Source organism: Escherichia coli DSM 30083 = JCM 1649 = ATCC 11775, from assembly GCF_003697165.2.
In the GTDB taxonomy this organism is placed as follows: Bacteria; Pseudomonadota; Gammaproteobacteria; order Enterobacterales; family Enterobacteriaceae; genus Escherichia; species Escherichia coli.
In genome coordinates, this window is record NZ_CP033092.2 from 4,647,985 (window position 1) to 4,671,084 (window position 23,100).

Sequence of the window (23,100 nt, forward strand, 5' to 3'; positions counted from 1 at the left end):
CGCTCACGATGCGAGGCGGATCGAAAAATTCAATATTCATCACACTTTTCATGAAAATTCTGTAACCGTTTTCACGCGCTATCTGCTAAAAATGTTGCCGATGTGAAGTAAACATGGATGTAGTACGCCTGACGTGCCAGGCGAGGAGTGAGTGTGAAAGCGAAGAAGCAGGAAACTGCCGCGACCATGAAAGACGTTGCCCTCAAGGCAAAAGTCTCTACAGCGACCGTCTCCCGAGCATTAATGAATCCCGATAAAGTCTCCCAGGCCACTCGTAATCGGGTTGAAAAAGCGGCCCGGGAAGTGGGTTATTTACCACAGCCTATGGGGCGCAACGTCAAGCGTAATGAATCCCGCACTATTCTGGTGATTGTCCCGGATATCTGCGACCCTTTCTTTAGCGAAATTATTCGCGGTATCGAAGTTACGGCGGCAAATCACGGATATCTGGTGCTGATTGGCGACTGTGCGCATCAAAATCAGCAGGAAAAAACCTTTATCGATTTGATCATCACCAAGCAAATTGATGGCATGTTGCTGCTGGGTTCAAGGCTGCCGTTTGATGCCAGCATTGAGGAACAGCGTAATCTGCCGCCGATGGTGATGGCGAACGAATTTGCACCGGAACTGGAGCTACCTACAGTTCATATAGACAATCTGACCGCCGCATTTGATGCAGTAAATTATCTATATGAGCAAGGGCATAAACGGATTGGCTGTATAGCCGGTCCTGAAGAGATGCCGCTGTGTCACTACCGCCTGCAAGGCTACGTTCAGGCGCTGCGTCGCTGCGGCATTATGGTTGATCCGCAATACATCGCCCGTGGCGACTTCACCTTCGAAGCCGGAAGCAAAGCGATGCAGCAGTTGCTTGATCTTCCACAACCGCCTACTGCTGTCTTCTGCCATAGCGATGTGATGGCGCTCGGCGCACTTTCTCAGGCAAAACGCCAGGGGCTGAAAGTCCCGGAAGACCTTTCCATAATCGGTTTTGATAACATCGACCTGACGCAATTTTGTGATCCGCCGCTGACAACCATCGCGCAGCCGCGTTACGAAATCGGTCGGGAAGCTATGCTGTTATTGCTTGATCAAATGCAGGGGCAACACGTTGGCAGTGGCTCTCGTTTAATGGACTGCGAACTTATCATCCGGGGATCAACACGCGCGTTACCTTAAAGTAAACCTTTAAGACTGCCGTGACTGGTCAAAGGCCCGCCGCTTAAGTAACATGGCGGGCTGACGAACGAATAAATACAGCGAAACGATAGTGGCACAACGAGATTATGTACGCCGCAGCCAACCGGCACCTTCGCGGCGAAAAAAGAGCACCTCACGGAAAAAGCAACGAAATCTGCCTGCGGTTTCTCCCGCTATGGTCGCTATTGCTGCCGCCGTTCTTGTGACCTTTATCGGTGGTCTGTACTTCATTACGCATCACAAGAAAGAAGAGTCCGAGACGCTGCAAAGCCAGAAAGTGACCGGAAACGGACTACCACCAAAACCAGAAGAACGCTGGCGCTACATCAAAGAGCTGGAAAGTCGCCAGCCGGGTGTGCGTGCGCCCACAGAACCTTCTGCTGGTGGTGAAGTGAAAACGCCGGAGCAACTGACACCAGAACAACGTCAGCTTCTTGAACAAATGCAGGCTGATATGCGCCAGCAGCCAACGCAGCTGGTTGAAGTTCCGTGGAATGAGCAGACGCCGGAACAGCGTCAGCAAACGCTACAGCGCCAGCGTCAGGCGCAGCAATTAGCGGAGCAGCAACGCCTGGCTCAGCAGTCGCGTACGACTGAACAAAGCTGGCAGCAGCAGACGCGTACGTCGCAAGCCGCACCGGTACAGGCGCAACCGCGCCAGTCTAAACCGGCTTCTACTCAGCAGCCTTACCAGGATCTGCTGCAAACCCCTGCGCACACGACCGCGCAGTCGAAGCCGCAGCAAGCTGCGCCGGTTGCTCGTGCCGCTGACGCGCCAAAACCAACGGCGGAGAAAAAAGACGAACGCCGCTGGATGGTGCAGTGCGGTTCGTTCAGAGGCGCGGAACAGGCAGAGACGGTACGTGCTCAGCTGGCGTTCGAAGGCTTTGACTCAAAAATTACCACCAACAATGGCTGGAATCGTGTGGTGATTGGCCCGGTGAAAGGCAAAGAGAACGCAGACAGCACCCTCAATCGCTTGAAGATGGCGGGTCATACAAACTGCATTCGGCTCGCCGCCGGGGGTTGAAACCCTCAAAATCCCCCCCATCTATAATTACATTATGCCCCGTACTTTTGTACGGGGTTTGTACTCTGTATTCGAAACCAAGGGGTCAGCTCGTGACAACTATAGTAAGCGTACGCCGTAACGGCCATGTGGTCATCGCTGGTGATGGTCAGGCCACGTTGGGCAATACCGTAATGAAAGGCAACGTGAAAAAGGTCCGCCGTCTGTACAACGACAAAGTCATCGCGGGCTTTGCGGGCGGTACTGCGGATGCTTTTACGCTGTTCGAACTGTTTGAACGTAAACTGGAAATGCATCAGGGCCATCTGATCAAAGCCGCCGTTGAGCTGGCGAAAGACTGGCGTACCGATCGCATGCTGCGCAAACTTGAAGCATTGCTGGCAGTCGCGGATGAAACTGCATCGCTTATCATCACCGGTAACGGTGACGTGGTGCAGCCAGAAAACGATCTTATTGCTATCGGCTCCGGCGGCCCTTACGCCCAGGCTGCGGCGCGCGCGCTGTTAGAAAACACTGAACTTAGCGCCCGTGAAATTGCTGAAAAGGCGTTGGATATTGCAGGCGACATTTGCATCTATACCAACCATTTCCACACCATCGAAGAATTAAGCTACAAAGCGTAAGGATCTCCCATGTCTGAAATGACCCCACGCGAAATCGTCAGCGAACTGGATAAGCACATCATCGGCCAGGACAACGCCAAGCGTTCCGTGGCGATTGCTCTGCGTAACCGCTGGCGTCGCATGCAGCTCAACGAAGAGCTGCGCCATGAAGTGACCCCGAAAAATATCCTGATGATCGGCCCGACCGGTGTCGGTAAAACTGAAATCGCCCGTCGTCTGGCTAAGCTGGCGAATGCGCCGTTCATCAAAGTTGAAGCGACCAAATTCACCGAAGTGGGCTATGTCGGTAAGGAAGTGGATTCTATTATTCGCGATCTGACCGATGCCGCCGTGAAAATGGTACGCGTCCAGGCTATCGAGAAAAACCGTTATCGCGCTGAAGAACTGGCAGAAGAACGTATTCTCGACGTACTGATCCCACCGGCTAAAAACAACTGGGGACAGACCGAACAGCAGCAGGAACCGTCCGCTGCTCGTCAGGCATTCCGCAAAAAACTGCGTGAAGGCCAGCTTGATGACAAAGAAATCGAGATCGATCTTGCCGCAGCACCGATGGGCGTTGAAATTATGGCTCCTCCGGGCATGGAAGAGATGACCAGCCAGCTGCAGTCCATGTTCCAGAACCTGGGCGGTCAGAAACAAAAAGCGCGTAAGCTGAAAATCAAAGACGCCATGAAGCTGCTGATTGAAGAAGAAGCGGCGAAACTGGTGAACCCGGAAGAGCTGAAGCAAGATGCTATCGACGCTGTTGAGCAGCACGGGATCGTGTTTATCGACGAAATCGACAAAATCTGTAAGCGCGGCGAGTCTTCCGGTCCGGATGTTTCTCGTGAAGGCGTTCAGCGTGACCTGCTGCCGCTGGTAGAAGGTTGCACTGTTTCCACCAAACATGGGATGGTCAAAACTGACCACATTCTGTTTATCGCTTCTGGCGCGTTCCAGATTGCGAAACCGTCTGACCTGATCCCGGAACTGCAAGGTCGTCTGCCAATCCGCGTTGAGCTGCAGGCACTGACCACCAGCGACTTCGAGCGTATTCTGACCGAGCCGAATGCCTCTATCACTGTGCAGTACAAAGCACTGATGGCAACTGAAGGCGTAAATATCGAGTTTACCGACTCCGGTATTAAGCGCATCGCGGAAGCGGCATGGCAGGTGAACGAATCTACCGAAAACATCGGTGCTCGTCGTTTACATACCGTTCTGGAGCGTTTAATGGAAGAGATTTCCTACGACGCCAGCGATTTAAGCGGTCAAACTATCACTATTGACGCAGATTATGTGAGCAAACATCTGGATGCGTTGGTGGCAGATGAAGATCTGAGCCGTTTTATCCTATAATCGCGTTCAATCATTTTCATCATTGTTTGATGGGGCTGAAAGGCCCCATTTTTATTGGCGCGTATTATGACTGAACAACAAATTAGCCGAACTCAGGCGTGGCTGGAAAGTTTACGACCTAAAACCCTCCCCCTCGCCTTTGCTGCAATTATCGTCGGGACGGCGCTGGCATGGTGGCAAGGTCACTTCGATCCACTGGTCGCCCTGCTGGCATTGATTACCGCCGGGCTATTACAGATCCTTTCTAACCTCGCCAATGATTACGGCGATGCGGTAAAAGGCAGCGATAAACCTGACCGCATTGGGCCGCTACGCGGCATGCAAAAAGGGGTCATTACCCAGCAAGAGATGAAACGGGCGCTCATTATTACCGTTGTGCTCATCTGTCTTTCCGGGCTGGCACTGGTTGCAGTGGCGTGCCATACGCTGGCCGATTTTGTCGGTTTCCTGATTCTTGGCGGGTTGTCGATCATTGCCGCTATCACCTACACCGTGGGCAATCGTCCTTATGGTTATATCGGTTTGGGTGATATTTCCGTACTGGTTTTCTTTGGCTGGTTGAGCGTCATGGGGAGCTGGTATTTACAGGCTCATACATTGATTCCGGCACTGATCCTTCCGGCAACCGCATGCGGCCTGCTGGCAACGGCAGTACTGAACATTAATAACCTGCGTGATATCAATAGCGACCGCGAAAACGGCAAAAACACGCTGGTGGTGCGCTTAGGCGCAGTAAACGCGCGTCGTTATCATGCCTGCCTGCTGATGGGCTCACTGGTGTGTCTGGCGCTGTTTAATCTCTTTTCGCTGCATAGCCTGTGGGGCTGGCTGTTCCTGCTGGCGGCACCGTTGCTGGTGAAGCAAGCTCGTTATGTGATGCGCGAAATGGACCCGGTGGCGATGCGACCAATGCTGGAACGCACTGTCAAAGGAGCGTTACTGACTAACCTGCTGTTTGTTTTAGGGATATTCCTAAGCCAGTGGGCAGCATAACTGACAAATATCAATTAACAATTGATGATTTTGCCAACAGCCCACATAGCGCGATATACTGAAAATTCTCGCAGCAACTGAATGTTAAGCCTATGAAATACGATACTTCCGAGCTTTGTGACATCTATCAAGAAGATGTTAACGTCGTGGAACCGCTGTTCTCCAACTTTGGCGGACGGGCGTCGTTTGGCGGACAAATAATCACGGTAAAATGTTTCGAGGACAACGGGTTGCTGTACGATCTGCTCGAACAGAATGGCCGTGGTCGTGTTCTTGTCGTCGATGGCGGAGGTTCTGTTCGTCGCGCACTGGTCGATGCTGAACTGGCGCGTCTGGCAGTACAAAATGAATGGGAAGGTCTGGTCATTTACGGCGCGGTGCGTCAGGTAGATGACCTGGAAGAGTTGGATATCGGCATCCAGGCGATGGCGGCAATTCCGGTTGGTGCCGCTGGCGAAGGCATTGGCGAAAGCGATGTCCGCGTCAATTTTGGCGGTGTCACCTTCTTCTCCGGCGACCATCTTTATGCCGACAATACCGGGATTATTCTTTCAGAAGATCCGCTGGATATTGAATGATAAAAAAGGCACCGCAAGGTGCCTTTTTTCTGCGTTACCTGTTGGCCTACACAGTAAAGAAATTACGCGAAAGATGAAGTGTAATCAGACCTCTTCCATGCGACCCAGCAGGGCCTGTAGACGTTCCTGCCAGCCGTTCTGCTGTTCTTTCAGATGGTTGTTCTCACGCTCCAGCTCTTCGCGCTGATGCTGGGCATTTTGAACTTCCTGCGACAGTGAGTTGTTTTTTTCTTTCAGCTCTTCGATTTCCATCTGCAACAGAGTGATGGTATCAATCGCCTGCTGTACTTTTGCTTCCAGTTTCTCAAACACTTCTAATGACATTGTCATACCTCTCCTGAATTGCAAGGCGTTGATGGATAAAAATCCTCGTCCCGATTACCGGTGACGCCTTAATAAATACGAGCGCACTTTAGTTAGCTCCGATTGTATGAAGCCGCGCCATCGCTGTCCAGCGGCACGCCTTGCAGATTACGGTTTGCCACACTTTTCATCCTTCTCCTGGTGACATAATCCACACCAATCGAAAATGTTAATAAATTTGTTGCGCGAATGATCTAACAAACATGCATCATGTACAATCAGATGGAATAAATGGCGCGATAACGCTCATTTTATGACGAAGCACACACATTTTAAGTTCGATATTTCTCGTTTTTGCTCGTTAACGATAAGTTTACAGCATGCCTACAAGCATCGTGGAGGTCCGTGACTTTCACGCATACAACAAACATTAACTCTTCAGGATCCGATTATGAGTCAAACATCAACCTTGAAAGGCCAGTGCATTGCTGAATTCCTCGGTACCGGGTTGTTGATTTTTTTCGGTGTGGGTTGCGTTGCAGCACTAAAAGTCGCAGGTGCGTCTTTTGGTCAGTGGGAAATCAGTGTCATTTGGGGACTGGGGGTGGCAATGGCCATCTACCTGACCGCAGGGGTTTCCGGCGCGCATCTTAATCCCGCTGTTACCATTGCATTGTGGCTGTTTGCCTGTTTCGACAAGCGCAAAGTTATTCCTTTTATCGTTTCACAAGTTGCCGGCGCTTTCTGTGCTGCGGCTTTAGTATACGGGCTTTACTACAATTTATTTTTCGACTTCGAGCAGACTCATCACATTGTTCGCGGCAGCGTTGAAAGTGTTGATCTGGCTGGCACTTTCTCTACTTACCCTAATCCTCATATCAATTTTGTGCAGGCTTTCGCAGTTGAGATGGTGATTACCGCTATTCTGATGGGGCTGATCCTGGCGTTAACGGACGATGGCAACGGTGTACCACGCGGCCCTTTGGCTCCCTTGCTGATTGGTCTACTGATTGCGGTCATTGGCGCATCTATGGGCCCATTGACGGGCTTTGCCATGAACCCAGCGCGTGACTTCGGTCCGAAAGTCTTTGCCTGGCTGGCGGGCTGGGGCAATGTCGCCTTTACCGGCGGCAGAGACATTCCTTACTTCCTGGTGCCGCTTTTTGGCCCTATCGTTGGCGCGATTGTAGGTGCATTTGCCTACCGCAAACTGATTGGTCGCCATTTGCCTTGCGATATCTGTGTTGTGGAAGAAAAGGAGACCACAACTCCTTCAGAACAAAAAGCTTCGCTGTAATATGACTACGGGACAATTAAACATGACTGAAAAAAAATATATCGTTGCGCTCGACCAGGGCACCACCAGCTCCCGCGCGGTCGTAATGGATCACGATGCCAATATCATTAGCGTGTCGCAGCGCGAATTTGAGCAAATCTACCCAAAACCAGGCTGGGTAGAACACGACCCAATGGAAATCTGGGCCACCCAAAGCTCCACGCTGGTAGAAGTGCTGGCGAAAGCCGATATCAGTTCCGATCAGATTGCAGCTATCGGTATTACGAACCAGCGTGAAACCACTATTGTCTGGGAAAAAGAAACCGGCAAGCCTATCTATAACGCCATTGTCTGGCAGTGCCGTCGTACCGCAGAAATCTGCGAGCATTTAAAACGTGACGGTTTAGAAGATTATATCCGCAGCAATACCGGTCTGGTGATTGACCCGTATTTCTCTGGCACCAAAGTGAAGTGGATCCTCGACCATGTGGAAGGCTCTCGCGAGCGTGCGCGTCGTGGTGAATTGCTGTTTGGTACGGTTGATACGTGGCTTATCTGGAAAATGACTCAGGGCCGTGTCCATGTGACCGATTACACCAACGCCTCTCGTACCATGTTGTTCAACATCCATACCCTGGACTGGGACGACAAAATGCTGGAGGTGCTGGATATTCCGCGTGAGATGCTGCCAGAAGTGCGTCGTTCTTCCGAAGTATACGGTCAGACTAACATTGGCGGCAAAGGCGGCACGCGTATTCCAATCTCCGGGATCGCCGGTGACCAGCAGGCCGCGCTGTTTGGTCAGTTGTGCGTGAAAGAAGGGATGGCGAAGAATACCTACGGCACTGGCTGCTTTATGCTGATGAACACCGGCGAGAAAGCGGTGAAATCAGAAAACGGCCTGCTGACCACCATCGCCTGCGGCCCGACTGGCGAAGTGAACTATGCGCTGGAAGGTGCAGTGTTTATGGCGGGCGCGTCCATTCAGTGGCTGCGCGATGAGATGAAGTTGATTAACGACGCCTACGATTCCGAATATTTCGCCACCAAAGTGCAAAACACCAATGGTGTGTATGTGGTTCCGGCCTTTACCGGGCTGGGTGCGCCATACTGGGATCCGTATGCACGCGGGGCGATTTTCGGTCTGACTCGTGGGGTGAACGCTAACCACATTATACGCGCGACGCTGGAGTCTATTGCTTATCAGACGCGTGACGTGCTGGAAGCAATGCAGGCCGACTCCGGTATTCGTCTGCACGCGCTGCGCGTGGACGGCGGTGCGGTGGCGAACAATTTCCTGATGCAGTTCCAGTCCGATATTCTCGGTACGCGCGTTGAGCGCCCGGAAGTGCGCGAAGTCACCGCTTTGGGTGCGGCCTATCTTGCTGGTCTGGCGGTTGGCTTCTGGCAGAATCTTGACGAGCTGCAAGAGAAAGCGGTGATTGAACGCGAGTTCCGTCCAGGCATCGAAACCACTGAGCGTAATTACCGTTACGCAGGCTGGAAAAAAGCGGTCAAACGCGCGATGGCATGGGAAGAACACGACGAGTAATAATGATTGCCTGATGCGACGCTTGCGCGTCTTATCAGGCCTACGAGTCGGATACACATCCGGCATCACGCAGACTCTGAAACCGTGCGGGGGCAACCCCGCACACATCAATAATCCCGCCCTTCCCCTGTGCTACACTTCGCGCCATTCCTTACTGCTTAGAGTTTGCTATGAGACGAGAACTTGCCATCGAATTTTCCCGCGTCACCGAATCAGCAGCGCTGGCTGGCTACAAATGGTTAGGACGCGGCGATAAAAACACCGCGGACGGCGCGGCGGTAAACGCCATGCGTATTATGCTCAACCAGGTCAACATTGACGGCACCATCGTTATTGGTGAAGGTGAAATCGACGAAGCACCGATGCTCTACATTGGTGAAAAAGTCGGTACTGGTCGCGGCGACGCGGTAGATATTGCTGTTGATCCGATTGAAGGCACGCGCATGACAGCGATGGGCCAGGCTAACGCGCTGGCGGTGCTGGCAGTAGGCGATAAAGGCTGCTTCCTCAACGCGCCAGATATGTATATGGAGAAGCTGATCGTCGGACCGGGAGCCAAAGGCACCATTGATCTGAACCTGCCGCTGGCGGATAACCTGCGCAATGTTGCGGCGGCGCTCGGCAAACCGTTGAGCGAACTGACGGTAACGATTCTGGCAAAACCGCGCCACGATGCCGTTATCGCAGAAATGCAGCAACTCGGCGTGCGCGTATTTGCTATTCCGGACGGCGACGTTGCAGCCTCAATTCTCACCTGTATGCCAGACAGCGAAGTTGACGTGCTGTACGGTATTGGTGGCGCGCCGGAAGGCGTGGTTTCTGCGGCGGTGATCCGCGCATTAGATGGTGACATGAACGGTCGTCTGCTGGCGCGTCATGACGTCAAAGGCGACAACGAAGAGAATCGTCGCATTGGCGAGCAGGAGCTGGCACGCTGCAAAGCGATGGGCATCGAAGCCGGTAAAGTATTGCGTTTGGGCGATATGGCGCGCAGCGACAACGTCATCTTTTCTGCCACCGGCATCACCAAAGGTGATCTGCTGGAAGGTATTAGCCGCAAAGGCAATATCGCCACCACCGAAACGCTGCTGATCCGTGGTAAATCACGCACCATTCGTCGCATTCAGTCCATCCACTATCTGGATCGTAAAGACCCGGAAATGCAGGTGCACATCCTCTGATTGATTTGATCGATTGAGCCTTCCAGTCCTTCGGGACTGGAATTTTTTTGTTCGGAGAACGAAGATAAGGCAAGTCAATCAAAACAGGAGAAAAACATGGCTGATTGGGTAACAGGCAAAGTCACTAAAGTGCAGAACTGGACCGACGCCCTGTTTAGTCTCACCGTTCACGCTCCCGTGCTTCCGTTTACCGCCGGGCAATTCACCAAACTTGGCCTTGAAATTGAAGGCGAACGCGTTCAGCGCGCCTACTCCTATGTTAACTCGCCCGATAATCCGGATCTGGAGTTTTACCTGGTCACCGTCCCCGATGGCAAATTAAGTCCACGACTGGCGGCACTGAAACCGGGCGATGAAGTGCAGGTGGTTAGCGAAGCCGCTGGCTTCTTTGTGCTGGATGAAGTACCAGATTGCGAAACGCTATGGATGCTGGCAACCGGTACAGCGATTGGCCCTTATTTATCGATTCTGCAATTGGGCAAAGATTTAGAACGCTTCAAAAACATGGTGCTGGTTCACGCCGCACGATATGCCGCCGACTTAAGCTATCTACCTCTGATGCAGGAACTGGAAAAACGCTACGAGGGGAAACTGCGCATTCAGACGGTGGTCAGTCGGGAAACGGCTGCGGGTTCGCTCACTGGGCGATTACCGGCGTTAATTGAAAGTGGTGAACTGGAAAGCGCGGTTGGCCTGCCGATAAATAAAGAAACCAGCCATGTGATGCTGTGCGGCAATCCACAGATGGTGCGCGATACACAACAGTTGCTGAAGGAGACCCGGCAGATGACGAAACATTTACGTCGCCGACCGGGCCATATGACAGCGGAGCATTACTGGTAAGCGGTTACTTGTCGATAAACGGCACGATCAAGAGATCCGCACTCAACTTATTGATCATCCCGCGATATGCCGGCATCAAACGGTTGATAAATGAGTGGTGATGACCACAGACAAGGAGGTCGCACTGCTCTTTTTGCATAATTTCCAGCAGTGTTTCCGGCATTTCTCCGCGTTCAATACGCAGTTTTGTCTTCGGCCATTGAATATTTTTCGTCAGTTTATACAGCTTGTTATCCGACTTATTCTTCAACAATTGAAGAATATCTTCTGTTGCAGGGAAGTAGATACCCGGATACAACTCGCTTAAGCCATCATCAATATGAATTAACGTCAGGTGAGCGTCATTATGTCTGGCGAGCTCCAGGGCTTTATTCACCAGTAAGGCATCTTCTTCATTCCCGGAAATTGCCACGCCAATGTGTTTATAAGCCATGTTTAACTCCTTCTAAAGCAACTCCATCAAGCTAACGAACGCAGTGATAACTCAAAAATAATCATCTCGGCCTGGCATGAGAAGGTGAAGGCCGCATCAAGCTCAACTTGCCCTTCCAGATCCTTAATCTTATAGGCCACGCTGGCCCCTTCATCTGCAGAGGATGCAGCGGCGGCAAGCTCTTTCAGTTTGGTCATAAAGGACTCTGCTTCTTCGCGGGTGGCAAAAAAGCGCGAAAACTTACTGGTACAGTTGTCGTTATCAATCACCGTACCGATATCAATCGCACATCCTTTAGTACTGCATTTATCTACGACATCTTTCATAGGGCACCTCTGTATATTCGCCTCTCTGTCGATTACGACTTAAGAATAATGCGCCGTTAAAGGAAGAACAAACAAGTAATGATCTTATGGATTACCATTTTTTTTGATATTGCTTAAGGTGAAGAGTTCAGAAGGATTTTCCGGGCATTGTCACTTGCATCGTGGAAATAACAATCCCGGAAAAAAATAGCGATAAGAGATATATTAAAGGTTAATTACTTGATTTATTGTCGGCTTTATACTTCACATCCTGGGTATCTTTACCATATTTATTTTCGCCTTGTGTGCCAACAAACGCACCAAGATCGATAAGCATCATCACCAGAATCAATGTCGGGACAAAACGCCCCACCGCCCATTGCCAGACACCCGGTAAAATTGCCCAGTTACCCGCCAGCAGCATCCACGCCACAATCATCAGAAATGCCCATGCGCCGGAACGCCCGCGATCATGCAAGCGCTTAACGGTTACTGCCGCTGTTGGCCAAAGCAAGCACACAAGGCAAAACGCCGCGGTCTGAATATCGAGTAAATTTTTACCCGCCAGTGAGAAAAGCACCAGCATGCCTGCGAACCACAGGCCTATCCAAATCCAGAAATCACGGCGTCCAATACGCCCTTTAAATGAGAATAACCATTGCTGTATGGTCATGTAAGTTCCTTGATGGTTGTCTTTTCCAGGATTCTACCCTTTTGACAAGGGCGACAGATATCGTTTTAATCGGAGCCAGTCATAACAAAAGGTACTGTCAATGAAGCCAGGGTGTACGCTGTTTTTTCTCTTATGTTCTGCATTAACCGTTACAACAACGGCGCATGCACAAACACCAGATACGGCAACGACCGCGCCTTATCTGCTGGCTGGAGCCCCTACTTTCGATCTCTCCATCAGCCAGTTTCGAGAAGACTTTAACAGCCAGAATCCCAGCCTGCCACTGAACGAATTTCGTGCCATCGACAGCAGTCCCGACAAAGCCAATCTCACTCGTGCAGCAAGTAAAATTAACGAGAACTTGTATGCTTCTACTGCGCTGGAGCGCGGTACCTTAAAAATCAAAAGCATTCAAATAACCTGGCTACCCATCCAGGGGCCAGAGCAAAAAGCCGCGAAAGCGAAAGCTCAGGCATACATGGCAGCGGTGATCCGCACACTCACCCCATTAATGACCAAAACTCAAAGCCAGAAAAAACTGCAGTCGCTACTAACGGCGGGGAAAAACAAACGTTATTACACCGAGACAGAAGGTGCACTGCGTTATGTTGTCGCGGACAACGGCGAAAAGGGGCTGACCTTCGCTGTTGAACCGATTAAGCTGGCGCTATCTGAATCGCTTGAAGGTTTGAATAAATGACAAAAAGCAAAGCCTTTGTGCCGATGAATCTCTATACTGTTTCACAGACCTGCTGCCCTGCGGGGCGGCCATCTTCCTTTATTCGCTTATAAGCGTGGAGAATTAAAATGCGACATCCTTTAGTGATGGGTAACTGGAAACTGAACGGCAGCCGCCACATGGTTCACGAGCTGGTATCTAACCTGCGTAAAGAGCTGGCAGGTGTTGCTGGCTGTGCGGTTGCAATCGCACCACCGGAAATGTACATCGATATGGCGAAGCGTGAAGCTGAAGGCAGCCACATCATGCTGGGTGCGCAAAACGTGGACCTGAACCTGTCCGGCGCATTCACCGGTGAAACCTCTGCTGCTATGCTGAAAGACATCGGCGCACAGTACATCATCATCGGCCACTCTGAACGTCGTACTTACCACAAAGAATCTGACGAACTGATCGCGAAAAAATTCGCGGTGCTGAAAGAGCAGGGTCTGACTCCGGTTCTGTGCATCGGTGAAACCGAAGCGGAAAACGAAGCGGGCAAAACTGAAGAAGTTTGTGCACGTCAGATCGACGCGGTACTGAAAACTCAGGGTGCTGCGGCATTCGAAGGTGCGGTTATCGCTTACGAACCTGTATGGGCAATCGGTACTGGCAAATCTGCAACTCCGGCTCAGGCACAGGCTGTTCACAAATTCATCCGTGACCACATTGCTAAAGTTGACGCTAACATCGCTGAACAAGTGATCATTCAGTACGGCGGCTCTGTAAACGCGTCTAACGCTGCGGAACTGTTTGCTCAGCCAGACATCGACGGCGCGCTGGTTGGCGGTGCTTCTCTGAAAGCTGACGCTTTCGCCGTGATCGTTAAAGCTGCAGAAGCGGCTAAACAGGCTTAAGTCTGACAGGTGCCGGATTTCATATCCGGCACTTACTTTCCTAAACTCCTCGCCTTAACGCAAAATCTCACACTGATGATCCTGGATTTCCTCGGCTGAAGCACGGTTCAGCGTCAGTAGATTTCGTTGTGTCGCCAGCAATACAAATGAGTTATCACTCTGCCGTACCATCGCCAGCCCGTAGCTTCCCATATGTTCCCGCGCCTCAGGCACTTCTTCCGCCAGCATCATAAATGGGCTGCGTTGTACCAGTTCGCTTTCCGTTACCCGACGCGCCAGGTACTCATGCCCACGCAAACCACCTGGCAGTGGCAACCAGCGGCTACTGATGTTCGCCAGATTGTTATCCAGCTGTTCGCGCACATCAGGACGAATACAAGAAATATGAATATGAAAATGGTTTTGCGTACGCCCGGTGCGGGAGTTGATCGCCAGAGATACCGCGCGATCGGGAACAGGCTGGCCGTATTTTTGGCTCATAAAATCACGCGCCTGCCAGGCTAACCAGAAAAAATTAGGCGTTGACGGATCGGTCAACAATGGGCTTTCAGTACCGTTAATACGGTACGTTGGCATCAACAGATATTGCAGTGGGCCATGACGATCTTTTAAAACCACGTATCCGGCGTTGGGTTTGACTTCCGCACATGGCGACGGGTTTTGGTTTTCCTGCTGGTTGGGCAAACATTGCTCAAGAACAATCTTACGTAACGTGTCTGACTCTTCACCGGTTAATTTCCAGTAACCAATACCGGTAGCCACAACGGCGATAACTATCATCACCAAAAAAAGAAGACCCGCTTTTTTCATCTTTTTTTCCCTGTACCTCAAAGAGATGCAAGGGTAACGCAAAATCGTGACAAATAAAAAACCCAGTGGCGAGAAACCACCGGGCTTGATAATTATCCTGGGGAAATCAGCGTTTGCTGATCTGATCGAACGTACCGCCGTTAGCAAAATGCTCTTTTTGCGCTTTCGTCCAGCCGCCGAACTCTTCATCAATGGTGAATAACTTCAATTTTGGAAACGCATTTTCGTACTTTTTCGCTACCTCAGCGTCGCGCGGACGGTAGTAGTTTTTCGCTGCAATTTCCTGACCTTCTGGCGAGTAGAGATATTTCAGGTAGGCTTCCGCCACCTCTTTGGTGCCTTTTTTCTCGACCACTTTATCGACCACCGACACGGTTGGCTCTGCGAGGATAGACTCACTCGGCGTGACGATTTCGAATTTATCTTTCCCCAGTTCATTCGCTGCCAGCAGAGCTTCGTTTTCCCAGGCGATCAGTACATCGCCAATCCCGCGCTCGACAAAGGTATTAGTGGAGCCGCGCGCGCCAGAATCCAGAACTTCGACGTTTTTATACAGTGCCCGAACAAAATCCTGTGCTTTTACCTGATCGTTGTTGTTGTGATGCAGCGCGTAGCCCCAGGCTGCCAGGTAGTTCCAGCGCGCGCCACCAGAGCTTTTCGGATTAGGCGTGATCACCGAAACACCCGGTTTAATCAGATCGTTCCAGTCATGGATCTGCTTCGAATTACCCTTACGTACCAGGAAAACAATGGTGGAAGTGTACGGTGCGGAGTTATCCGGCAGACGTTTGATCCACTCTTTATCAATCCGCCCGCGTTCCGCAATTGCGTCCACGTCATAGGCCAGAGCCAGAGTGACAACATCAGCTTCAATACCATTGATTACCGACGTCGCTTGTTTGCCTGAACCACCGTGGGACTGACGGATCACCACGTTATCGCCAGTTTGCTGTTTCCAGTGGGCGCTGAATGCCTTGTTGTACTGTTCGTACAATTCGCGCGTTGGATCATATGAAACGTTAAGAAGCTGAATATCCTTTGCCATAACGCTGGTTGCCGCCAGCAAAAATGTTAACCCTACGCCCCACTTTTTCATCGCCCGACTCTCTTATGTTGTGTTGTGATGAGCAAAGCGTGCCAGAAGGTTGACCAAACATTAAAGAATAAAAAAAGATTGGCTATAACTTGCGAGTATATGTTGGGGGATTAAAAAGGCGGAAGAAATCCGCCTCATATTGCTGACAAAGTGCGCTTTGTCCATGCCGGATGCGGCACAAACGCCTTATCCGGCCTACAAAAGTTTGCAAATTCAATAGATTACAGAATTCATGTAGGCCTGATAAGCGAAGCGCATCAGGCCTTTTTGCTTCTGTCATCGGTTTCAGGCTAAAGGAATCTGCCTTTTTCCGAAATCATTAATACAGTTTTTTCGCGCAGTCCAGCCAGTCGCCTTTGAACGGACGCTTCATGTTTTCGATAGCGTCGATGATGTCGTGGTGAACCAGCTGTTCGTTCTGGATACCTACGCAACGACCACCGTAACCTGCCAGCAGCAGATCGATAGCGTAAGCGCCCATACGGGAAGCCAGAATACGGTCGTAAGGCACCGGAGAACCACCGCGCTGGATGTGGCCCAGCACAGTTGCGCGGGTTTCACGACCGGTTTCTTTCTCGATGAAATGCGCCAGTTCGTCAACATCACACATATGTTCAGTAATCGCCACGATCGCGTGTTTTTTACCTTTCGCGATACCCGCTTTGATTTCGTTTACCAGGTCTTCACGGCTGAATTCAACTTCCGGAACCACAACGAATTCACAGCCACCGGCAATGGCCGCAGCCAACGTCAGATCGCCACAATAACGGCCCATCACTTCCACCACGGAAATACGCTGGTGAGAAGAAGAGGTGTCACGCAGACGGTCGATCGCTTCTACAACGGTGCTCAGCGCAGTGAAGAAACCGATAGTGTAGTCAGTGCCTTTGATGTCGTTGTCGATAGTGCCCGGCAGGCCGATGCACGGGAAGCCCATTTCGGTCAGACGCATTGCACCCATGTAGGAACCGTCACCGCCGATAACCACCAGCGCGTCGATCCCACGTTTTTTCAGGTTTTCGATAGCCACGGCGCGGATGTTCTCGTCGCGGAATTCCGGGAAACGCGCAGAACCGAGGAACGTACCACCACGGTTGATCATGTCAGAAACGCTGTAACGGTCTAGCTGTACCATACGGTCTTCATACAGACCCAGATAGCCGTCATAAATGCCCATTACTTCCAGACCTTCTGTCAGCGCAGAACGAACAACCCCGCGAATTGCGGCGTTCATGCCTGGCGCATCACCGCCGCTTGTCAACACACCGATTTTCTTAATCATGACTACCTCTGAACTTTGGAATGCAAAATGAAATCTGTTGCCGGAAGTCTTCTTGCACATCGAAATGATCCAACGAATGTGCAAATAGTATAACAATCACTTCCTGCTGAATTGATTCAGGTCAGGCCAAATGGCGGTATTTTATACACAAAATGCGGGTCTGGCTCTCTTTTATACTGATTATGAAAGCATAGACCGTTTACCCTCCCTGGGTACGACGGAACAGGGGTCCTGATGGATAATCACATCCGATCCCGGAAAACGCCGTAAAATAGCCTGCTCTACCTGATCCGCCACCATATGTGCCTGAACCAAAGGCAGAGAGTCTTCCATTTCCAAATGAATCTGAATAAAGCGGGTCGGCCCTGACTGCCGCGTGCGAAGATCGTGAGCGCCGCTAACACCCGGCCAGGAAGTCACGATATCAATAATTTCTTGCCGTTCCTCATCAGGCAATGCGCGATCCAGTAATGACTGTACCGCCTCATATCCCATGCGTAACGCGCTATATAAAATATAGATGCCGATCCCCAATGCAAACAGAGCATCGGCGCGATGCCAGCCGTACCAGGACAACCCCAGCGCCAGCAGAATTGCGCCGTTCATCATAACATCAGACTGGTAATGTAGCATATCAGCCCGCACCGCCTGGCTTTGCGTCCGGCGCACCACCCAACGCTGAAACGAGACAAGGATAATCGTACAAATTAGCGCCACAATTGTCACGATAACCCCGACGCCTGGATCTGTCATCGGTGTTGGAGATACCAGATGTTGAATACCCGTCAAAAACAGGAATAGTGCCGAACCGGAGATAAACATACTTTGCGCCAGCGCCGCGAGGGACTCAGCTTTACCGTGACCAAACGAGTGATTATCGTCGGCAGGTTGCAGGGAATATCGCACCACCAGTAAATTCGTCAACGACGCGCCGATATCCACCAGCGAATCCACCAGCGCGGCGAGAATACTCACCGACCCGGTATACCACCATGCAAAAATTTTAATCAGCAATAGCAGCGAAGCCATCGCCGTCGCAGCAATCGCCGCCCGACTGACCAGCCGTCCATAAGATTGATTCATAAATACTCCCGCTATCAACTGACGGTAGTATAACGGAAGCAAATCATCTGCAATGCATTAAGCAGCAGGCAAATTGAGGATAAAAAAAACCCCCACATCATGTGGGGGAAGACAGGGATGGTGTCTATGGCAAGGAAAACAGGGTTTACTACTGGGAACGTGAGTTGCTACTACTCAATAGCTTCAACGATGAACTTTTTTGCCATTGCGTCACGTCGCGCAACTGCTCCATTCGTTGTTGATGTTTCTCGTTTAAAACCGCTTGCTGCTCCGGCGTTAACAGGCGATACATTTGGTTGCGGACTTTTGCCATCTCAACCTGACGAGCTATTTGCTCATTCGCCATTTTTTCTGCCTGTGCGCGCACAGCGTTTTCATCAAAATTTTCTGCGGTGACAAGGCGATGCATTGTCTCCAGTTCGCTAACATTAACAGGAGGCTGTTCGTGCCGGGCCTGTTGCATAAGATCTCGCATCTGCTGACGCTGATGTTCGGTTAAACTTATGCCGTCGAACATATGGCTCTGCGTACTGCGCTGCGTAAGTTCTTCACCCGGATGACAGTTATCGCCTGAACCGACTTCAGCAGCGTGGCTTAATGAACTGACTGCCAGCGTTGAGGCCATGACGGCAGCGGTAACTATGCGCATCATTTGCTCCCAAAATCTTTCTGTCGCGATTCAACGATAGAGAGTTTACGATTCAGGCTGCAAACATGCGTCAGGGGGTGTAAAACAACGTAAAGTCATGGATTAGCGACGTCTGATGACGTAATTTCTGCCTCGGAGGTATTTAAACAATGAATAAAATCCTGTTAGTTGATGATGACCGAGAGCTGACTTCCCTATTAAAGGAGCTGCTCGAGATGGAAGGCTTCAACGTGATTGTTGCCCACGATGGGGAACAGGCGCTTGATCTTCTGGACGACAGCATTGATTTACTTTTGCTTGATGTAATGATGCCGAAGAAAAATGGTATCGACACATTAAAAGCACTTCGCCAGACACACCAGACGCCTGTCATTATGTTGACGGCGCGCGGCAGTGAACTTGATCGCGTTCTCGGCCTTGAGCTGGGCGCAGATGACTATCTCCCAAAACCGTTTAATGATCGTGAGCTGGTGGCACGTATTCGCGCGATCCTGCGCCGTTCGCACTGGAGCGAACAACAGCAAAACAACGACAACGGTTCACCGACACTGGAAGTTGATGCCTTAAGTCTCAATCCTGGTCGCCAGGAAGCCACCTTCGACGGGCAAACACTGGAGTTAACCGGTACTGAGTTTACCCTGCTCTATTTGCTGGCACAGCATCTGGGTCAGGTGGTTTCCCGTGAGCATTTAAGCCAGGAAGTGCTGGGCAAGCGCCTGACGCCTTTCGACCGCGCTATCGATATGCATATTTCCAACCTGCGTCGTAAACTGCCGGATCGTAAAGATGGTCACCCGTGGTTTAAAACCTTGCGTGGTCGCGGCTATCTGATGGTTTCTGCTTCATGATAGGCAGCTTAACCGCGCGCATCTTCGCCATCTTCTGGCTGACGCTGGCGCTGGTGTTGATGTTGGTTTTGATGTTACCCAAGCTCGATTCACGCCAGATGACCGAGCTTCTGGATAGCGAACAGCGTCAGGGTCTGATGATTGAGCAGCATGTCGAAGCGGAGCTGGCGAACGATCCGCCCAACGATTTAATGTGGTGGCGGCGTCTGTTCCGGGCGATTGATAAGTGGGCACCACCAGGACAGCGTTTGTTACTGGTGACCACCGAAGGCCGCGTGATCGGCGCTGAACGCAGCGAAATGCAGATCATTCGTAACTTTATTGGTCAGGCCGATAACGCCGATCATCCGCAGAAGAAAAAGTATGGCCGCGTGGAACTGGTCGGTCCGTTCTCCGTGCGTGATGGCGAAGATAATTACCAACTTTATCTGATTCGTCCGGCCAGCAGTTCTCAATCCGATTTCATAAACTTACTGTTTGACCGCCCGTTATTACTGCTGATTGTCACCATGCTGGTCAGTACGCCGCTGCTGTTGTGGTTGGCCTGGAGTCTGGCAAAACCGGCGCGTAAGCTGAAAAACGCTGCCGATGAAGTTGCCCAGGGAAACTTACGCCAGCACCCGGAACTGGAAGCGGGGCCACAGGAATTCCTTGCCGCCGGTGCCAGTTTTAACCAGATGGTCACCGCGCTGGAGCGCATGATGACCTCTCAGCAGCGTCTACTTTCTGATATCTCTCACGAACTGCGCACCCCGCTGACGCGTCTGCAACTGGGTACGGCGTTACTGCGCCGTCGTAGCGGTGAAAGCAAGGAACTGGAGCGTATTGAAACTGAAGCGCAACGTCTGGACAGCATGATCAACGATCTGTTGGTGATGTCACGTAATCAGCAGAAAAATGCGCTGGTTAGCGAGACCATCAAAGCCAACCAGTTGTGGAGTGAAGTGCTGGATAACGCGGCGTTCGAAGCCGAGCAAATGGGCAAGTCGTTGACGGTTAACTTCCCACCTGGGCCGTGGCCGCTGTACGGCAACCCGAACGCCCTGGAAAGTGCGCTGGAAAACATTGTTCGTAATGCTCTGCGTTATTCCCATACGAAGATTGAAGTGGGCTTTGCGGTAGATAAAGACGGTATCACCATTACGGTGGACGACGATGGTCCTGGCGTTAGCCCGGAAGATCGCGAACAGATTTTCCGTCCGTTCTATCGGACCGACGAAGCACGCGATCGTGAATCTGGGGGTACAGGTTTGGGGCTGGCGATTGTTGAAACCGCCATTCAGCAGCATCGTGGCTGGGTGAAGGCAGAAGACAGCCCGCTGGGCGGTTTACGGCTGGTGATTTGGTTGCCGCTGTATAAGCGGAGTTAAACTCCGCATTTGTAGGCAGGATAAGGCGTTTACGCCGCATCCGGCATTTGAGCAGGATGCCTGATGCGACGCTGATAGCGTCTTATCAGGCCTACACTCCGGGGGTTATTTTCCCCACAATCGGCGGGAAAAATCTTCGATCTTGCCGCTCAGTCGGCGCTTTTGCATCGTTCGCGTCCAGCTTTTCGATAACCCTGCGGCGGAGAGTAAACGGTGATACTGATCGTCATCAAACGGCATATGCCATGCGATGGCGGCAGCCTCCTGCACGGTCACATCGCTGACACGGGAAACCAACTCCAGTGGCGCATCAGCAGATACCAACCCTGGTGCAATTACGCTATACAACCACCCCACTTTACCCGTGTTTTGCATCAACTGCGCTATATCGCTGATATCAAAATGGTAATTGAGTTTATAGCAAGGTGAGCGTGGCTGGCTGACCTGAATTAATGCCTCTCCCCAGCGGAAAATATCACCAATATAAACATTACTTTCCGTCAGACCGTCGGTTGAGAGATTTTCGCCAAACGCAGGCGCAACAAACAGCTCCGCCTGTTCCGGAAATTCCCGCGCCCAGTAGAGATAATGCTCACGAGGATAATGACACAGCGCTCTGTCTGGCCCGCCGTGGATCTTTTTCTCCGCCTGTTCGTCACCTTCCAGCCCCAGGTCCGTCAGCATCAACTCACCATCAACCTGGATTTTGGCAATTGCGCTGGGTTTGCCTTCGGGATAAGCCTGAATCTTGCCTGTGTATACATCAACCGGATATCGCATCTGTTCCCTCTCCACGAGAAATTTCCCTATTAGACCATATTTATTTTATGTCAGGCGTGCTGTTTTCGCGGTAAGTATCCAGGCAGAAACGCAATTGAAAACCGGACGAACGTTAGTTCATCCGGCTGTGGGGATTAAGGAAGCTGGTTTATTTCACCGTACCTAAAATTTCGATTTTCGCCGCTCTGGCTTTGACTTTACGTGACCAGATAGAGGTAAGAATTGGCACCAGAATCGAAGTCACAATGACCGCCGTCGCGACCAGCGAAGTTGCTGCCGGAGCCATAGGTTTAAACGCAGGCACCATTTCAGCAATCAGCACAGGTGTCGCTACCGCGGCCCCTGCGGAACTGGAAGCGGCAATTCCGGCAGTGCCATCGCCACCGCCAATCAATTTATCGGCGATAATCAACGGAATACCGGTCACGATAATTACTGCCACACCCAACAGGATCCCCAGCAAACCTGTCTGGGCAATTACAGTCAAATCAATGGTATTGCCCAGTGCGAAGGCAAAGAATGGAATAAGCGTCTGCACCGCTTTGCTGAAAAATTCTCGTAACTCAGGGTCAAGGTTCCCCAGGGCAAAGCCCACCAGGAACGGCAATACTGCGCCGACGAAAACATGCGGTTCAAACGAGGCAATCCCGGCAGTGCCCAGAATAATCATCGTCATGAGCGGCCCGGACTCCAACGACATCAACACAAATGCCCCAGCTTCTTCTTTTGTGCCGTACTGCTGCATGATGGAAGCGTAAAGTCCGCCGTTGGTCATATCCATCGCCGCCACCAGCGCCAACGTTGAAAGTCCGGCAAAAAATCCAACTTCAACACCATGTTCCGGAATAATGCGCGAGGCAATTGCCGCAACCACCCACGCGACGGCAATTTTAGTTACCACCAGCGTACCGGATTTACGCAGTACCGTTCCCGTCGCGCTTAATTTTATTGACGCCCCCATGCAAAAAAACCACACCGCCAGAATGGGCACCGTACCGGTAATCATCCCGTTGGTGAATGATCCAAAATATTTCCCCGCCCCCGGCGAGAAGGTGTGGCACAGTGCGCCAAGGAATAGCGGGACGAGCATCATCCCCCCCGGGATTTTCTCAATCGAGCGTTTTATCTGCATTTCCATCACCTGTCGGCATATTTTTAAGGGCTGATGCGTCATTCCTCAACGGAGCATCAGTGTTGATGGAAACGAAGATAGACATTCATTTGATCAATAAAAGTGATCAAAACCACATCAATTGAAACGCTGTTTTATTTTTAT

General features: G+C 51.3%; 25 protein-coding genes. 14 read left to right on the forward strand and 11 right to left on the reverse strand.

Annotated elements, in window-relative coordinates; translation table 11 throughout:
* Positions 1 to 153 precede the first annotated feature (153 nt).
* From cytR to rraA, 6 genes are all read left to right on the forward strand, one after another.
* Entirely contained in the window at positions 154 to 1,179 is a 1,026-nt protein-coding gene (gene cytR, locus EAS44_RS23795) for a DNA-binding transcriptional regulator CytR (RefSeq protein WP_000644904.1), read from the forward strand.
* Positions 1,180 to 1,270: 91 nt separating this feature from the next.
* Entirely contained in the window at positions 1,271 to 2,230 is a 960-nt protein-coding gene (ftsN, locus tag EAS44_RS23800) for a cell division protein FtsN (RefSeq protein WP_000068834.1), read from the forward strand.
* Between the two features lie 92 nt (positions 2,231 to 2,322).
* Complete coding sequence (gene hslV / locus EAS44_RS23805; RefSeq protein ID WP_000208235.1) at positions 2,323 to 2,853, forward strand: ATP-dependent protease subunit HslV; 531 nt, start codon at positions 2,323 to 2,325, stop codon at positions 2,851 to 2,853.
* Positions 2,854 to 2,862: 9 nt separating this feature from the next.
* Positions 2,863 to 4,194, forward strand: coding sequence for an HslU--HslV peptidase ATPase subunit (hslU, locus tag EAS44_RS23810; protein ID WP_001293344.1), 1,332 nt, complete (start codon positions 2,863 to 2,865; stop codon positions 4,192 to 4,194).
* A 66-nt stretch (positions 4,195 to 4,260) separates the two neighbouring features.
* Complete coding sequence (gene menA / locus EAS44_RS23815) at positions 4,261 to 5,187, forward strand: 1,4-dihydroxy-2-naphthoate polyprenyltransferase (RefSeq protein WP_001305044.1); 927 nt, start codon at positions 4,261 to 4,263, stop codon at positions 5,185 to 5,187.
* Positions 5,188 to 5,279: 92 nt separating this feature from the next.
* A complete protein-coding gene (gene rraA, locus EAS44_RS23820) occupies positions 5,280 to 5,765 on the forward strand; it encodes a ribonuclease E activity regulator RraA (RefSeq protein WP_000872908.1) in 486 nt (161 codons plus the stop codon).
* Between the two features lie 84 nt (positions 5,766 to 5,849).
* Here the strand turns inward: rraA and zapB are convergent, their stop codons facing one another.
* Entirely contained in the window at positions 5,850 to 6,095 is a 246-nt protein-coding gene (gene zapB / locus EAS44_RS23825) for a septal ring assembly protein ZapB (RefSeq protein WP_001296623.1), read from the reverse strand.
* A gap of 424 nt (positions 6,096 to 6,519) precedes the next feature.
* Between zapB and glpF the strand changes: the two genes are divergently transcribed.
* The 4 genes from glpF to fpr all read left to right on the forward strand — a co-directional run bounded on the left by glpF (position 6,520) and on the right by fpr (position 10,920).
* Positions 6,520 to 7,365: a glycerol uptake facilitator protein GlpF gene (gene glpF, locus EAS44_RS23830; protein WP_000084268.1), complete on the forward strand. Its 846-nt coding sequence runs from the start codon at positions 6,520 to 6,522 to the stop codon at positions 7,363 to 7,365.
* A gap of 22 nt (positions 7,366 to 7,387) precedes the next feature.
* Positions 7,388 to 8,896, forward strand: a complete 1,509-nt coding sequence (gene glpK, locus EAS44_RS23835) for a glycerol kinase GlpK (protein ID WP_000136788.1) — start codon at positions 7,388 to 7,390, stop codon at positions 8,894 to 8,896.
* Between the two features lie 170 nt (positions 8,897 to 9,066).
* Positions 9,067 to 10,077 carry a class II fructose-bisphosphatase gene (glpX, locus tag EAS44_RS23840; RefSeq protein ID WP_001250644.1) on the forward strand — a complete coding sequence of 337 codons (1,011 nt, stop codon included), beginning with the start codon at positions 9,067 to 9,069 and terminating at the stop codon, positions 10,075 to 10,077.
* 96 nt (positions 10,078 to 10,173) lie between these two features.
* The gene (gene fpr / locus EAS44_RS23845; RefSeq protein WP_000796344.1) at positions 10,174 to 10,920 is read left to right on the forward strand and encodes a ferredoxin--NADP(+) reductase; all 747 of its coding nucleotides are present in this window, start codon (positions 10,174 to 10,176) and stop codon (positions 10,918 to 10,920) included.
* Positions 10,921 to 10,924: 4 nt separating this feature from the next.
* Here the strand turns inward: fpr and uspD are convergent, their stop codons facing one another.
* The 3 genes from uspD to yiiR all read right to left on the reverse strand — a co-directional run bounded on the left by uspD (position 10,925) and on the right by yiiR (position 12,331).
* Positions 10,925 to 11,353 carry a universal stress protein UspD gene (gene uspD / locus EAS44_RS23850; RefSeq protein WP_000323555.1) on the reverse strand — a complete coding sequence of 143 codons (429 nt, stop codon included), beginning with the start codon at positions 11,351 to 11,353 and terminating at the stop codon, positions 10,925 to 10,927.
* A gap of 26 nt (positions 11,354 to 11,379) precedes the next feature.
* Positions 11,380 to 11,679 carry a DUF406 domain-containing protein gene (gene yiiS / locus EAS44_RS23855; protein ID WP_000655986.1) on the reverse strand — a complete coding sequence of 100 codons (300 nt, stop codon included), beginning with the start codon at positions 11,677 to 11,679 and terminating at the stop codon, positions 11,380 to 11,382.
* Positions 11,680 to 11,890: 211 nt separating this feature from the next.
* Entirely contained in the window at positions 11,891 to 12,331 is a 441-nt protein-coding gene (gene yiiR / locus EAS44_RS23860) for a DUF805 domain-containing protein (protein WP_000155257.1), read from the reverse strand.
* Positions 12,332 to 12,431: 100 nt separating this feature from the next.
* On the opposite strand from yiiR, the gene yiiQ reads away from it, so the two are divergent.
* Positions 12,432 to 13,031, forward strand: a complete 600-nt coding sequence (gene yiiQ, locus EAS44_RS23865) for a YiiQ family protein (RefSeq protein WP_000802217.1) — start codon at positions 12,432 to 12,434, stop codon at positions 13,029 to 13,031.
* A 107-nt stretch (positions 13,032 to 13,138) separates the two neighbouring features.
* Entirely contained in the window at positions 13,139 to 13,906 is a 768-nt protein-coding gene (gene tpiA / locus EAS44_RS23870; RefSeq protein ID WP_001216325.1) for a triose-phosphate isomerase, read from the forward strand.
* A 54-nt stretch (positions 13,907 to 13,960) separates the two neighbouring features.
* Here the strand turns inward: tpiA and cdh are convergent, their stop codons facing one another.
* The 5 genes from cdh to cpxP all read right to left on the reverse strand — a co-directional run bounded on the left by cdh (position 13,961) and on the right by cpxP (position 18,826).
* Entirely contained in the window at positions 13,961 to 14,716 is a 756-nt protein-coding gene (gene cdh, locus EAS44_RS23875) for a CDP-diacylglycerol diphosphatase (protein ID WP_000709001.1), read from the reverse strand.
* 106 nt (positions 14,717 to 14,822) lie between these two features.
* Positions 14,823 to 15,812 carry a sulfate/thiosulfate ABC transporter substrate-binding protein Sbp gene (gene sbp, locus EAS44_RS23880; protein WP_000758731.1) on the reverse strand — a complete coding sequence of 330 codons (990 nt, stop codon included), beginning with the start codon at positions 15,810 to 15,812 and terminating at the stop codon, positions 14,823 to 14,825.
* A gap of 319 nt (positions 15,813 to 16,131) precedes the next feature.
* Complete coding sequence (gene pfkA, locus EAS44_RS23885; protein ID WP_000591795.1) at positions 16,132 to 17,094, reverse strand: 6-phosphofructokinase; 963 nt, start codon at positions 17,092 to 17,094, stop codon at positions 16,132 to 16,134.
* Positions 17,095 to 17,274: 180 nt separating this feature from the next.
* On the reverse strand, positions 17,275 to 18,177 hold the full coding sequence (gene fieF, locus EAS44_RS23890) for a CDF family cation-efflux transporter FieF (RefSeq protein ID WP_001076748.1): 903 nt from the start codon (positions 18,175 to 18,177) through the stop codon (positions 17,275 to 17,277).
* Between the two features lie 148 nt (positions 18,178 to 18,325).
* A complete protein-coding gene (gene cpxP, locus EAS44_RS23895; RefSeq protein ID WP_001350872.1) occupies positions 18,326 to 18,826 on the reverse strand; it encodes a cell-envelope stress modulator CpxP in 501 nt (166 codons plus the stop codon).
* Between the two features lie 149 nt (positions 18,827 to 18,975).
* On the opposite strand from cpxP, the gene cpxR reads away from it, so the two are divergent.
* Both cpxR and cpxA read left to right on the forward strand, forming a co-directional pair.
* Positions 18,976 to 19,674, forward strand: coding sequence for an envelope stress response regulator transcription factor CpxR (gene cpxR, locus EAS44_RS23900; RefSeq protein ID WP_001033720.1), 699 nt, complete (start codon positions 18,976 to 18,978; stop codon positions 19,672 to 19,674).
* Positions 19,671 to 21,044, forward strand: a complete 1,374-nt coding sequence (gene cpxA, locus EAS44_RS23905; protein ID WP_000580417.1) for an envelope stress sensor histidine kinase CpxA — start codon at positions 19,671 to 19,673, stop codon at positions 21,042 to 21,044. Before cpxR ends, cpxA begins: the two co-directional genes overlap by 4 nt.
* 105 nt (positions 21,045 to 21,149) lie before the next feature.
* On the opposite strand, the gene yiiM is transcribed toward cpxA, so the two are convergent.
* Together yiiM and kdgT are read right to left on the reverse strand one after the other, a co-directional pair.
* Positions 21,150 to 21,824, reverse strand: a complete 675-nt coding sequence (gene yiiM, locus EAS44_RS23910; RefSeq protein ID WP_001270237.1) for a 6-hydroxyaminopurine reductase — start codon at positions 21,822 to 21,824, stop codon at positions 21,150 to 21,152.
* Positions 21,825 to 21,972: 148 nt separating this feature from the next.
* Positions 21,973 to 22,956 (reverse strand): 2-keto-3-deoxygluconate transporter, encoded by a 984-nt coding sequence (gene kdgT, locus EAS44_RS23915; protein WP_001166063.1) that lies wholly within the window; start codon positions 22,954 to 22,956, stop codon positions 21,973 to 21,975.
* Positions 22,957 to 23,100: the final 144 nt, after the last annotated feature.

Bases quoted from the DNA above. Each gene is read 5' to 3' on its own strand.
- menA (WP_001305044.1), top strand. From the start codon at position 4,261: ATGACTGAACAACAAATTAGCCGAACTCAGGCGTGGCTGGAAAGTTTA.
- fieF (WP_001076748.1), bottom strand. From the start codon at position 18,177: ATGAATCAATCTTATGGACGGCTGGTCAGTCGGGCGGCGATTGCTGCG.
- yiiR (WP_000155257.1), bottom strand. From the start codon at position 12,331: ATGACCATACAGCAATGGTTATTCTCATTTAAAGGGCGTATTGGACGC.
- cpxP (WP_001350872.1), bottom strand. From the start codon at position 18,826: ATGCGCATAGTTACCGCTGCCGTCATGGCCTCAACGCTGGCAGTCAGT.
- cpxR (WP_001033720.1), top strand. From the start codon at position 18,976: ATGAATAAAATCCTGTTAGTTGATGATGACCGAGAGCTGACTTCCCTA.
- uspD (WP_000323555.1), bottom strand. From the start codon at position 11,353: ATGGCTTATAAACACATTGGCGTGGCAATTTCCGGGAATGAAGAAGAT.
- glpX (WP_001250644.1), top strand. From the start codon at position 9,067: ATGAGACGAGAACTTGCCATCGAATTTTCCCGCGTCACCGAATCAGCA.
- zapB (WP_001296623.1), bottom strand. From the start codon at position 6,095: ATGACAATGTCATTAGAAGTGTTTGAGAAACTGGAAGCAAAAGTACAG.
- yiiS (WP_000655986.1), bottom strand. From the start codon at position 11,679: ATGAAAGATGTCGTAGATAAATGCAGTACTAAAGGATGTGCGATTGAT.
- kdgT (WP_001166063.1), bottom strand. From the start codon at position 22,956: ATGCAGATAAAACGCTCGATTGAGAAAATCCCGGGGGGGATGATGCTC.
- rraA (WP_000872908.1), top strand. From the start codon at position 5,280: ATGAAATACGATACTTCCGAGCTTTGTGACATCTATCAAGAAGATGTT.
- hslU (WP_001293344.1), top strand. From the start codon at position 2,863: ATGTCTGAAATGACCCCACGCGAAATCGTCAGCGAACTGGATAAGCAC.
- cdh (WP_000709001.1), bottom strand. From the start codon at position 14,716: ATGAAAAAAGCGGGTCTTCTTTTTTTGGTGATGATAGTTATCGCCGTT.
- cpxA (WP_000580417.1), top strand. From the start codon at position 19,671: ATGATAGGCAGCTTAACCGCGCGCATCTTCGCCATCTTCTGGCTGACG.
- glpK (WP_000136788.1), top strand. From the start codon at position 7,388: ATGACTGAAAAAAAATATATCGTTGCGCTCGACCAGGGCACCACCAGC.
- fpr (WP_000796344.1), top strand. From the start codon at position 10,174: ATGGCTGATTGGGTAACAGGCAAAGTCACTAAAGTGCAGAACTGGACC.
- yiiM (WP_001270237.1), bottom strand. From the start codon at position 21,824: ATGCGATATCCGGTTGATGTATACACAGGCAAGATTCAGGCTTATCCC.
- tpiA (WP_001216325.1), top strand. From the start codon at position 13,139: ATGCGACATCCTTTAGTGATGGGTAACTGGAAACTGAACGGCAGCCGC.
- pfkA (WP_000591795.1), bottom strand. From the start codon at position 17,094: ATGATTAAGAAAATCGGTGTGTTGACAAGCGGCGGTGATGCGCCAGGC.
- yiiQ (WP_000802217.1), top strand. From the start codon at position 12,432: ATGAAGCCAGGGTGTACGCTGTTTTTTCTCTTATGTTCTGCATTAACC.
- sbp (WP_000758731.1), bottom strand. From the start codon at position 15,812: ATGAAAAAGTGGGGCGTAGGGTTAACATTTTTGCTGGCGGCAACCAGC.
- glpF (WP_000084268.1), top strand. From the start codon at position 6,520: ATGAGTCAAACATCAACCTTGAAAGGCCAGTGCATTGCTGAATTCCTC.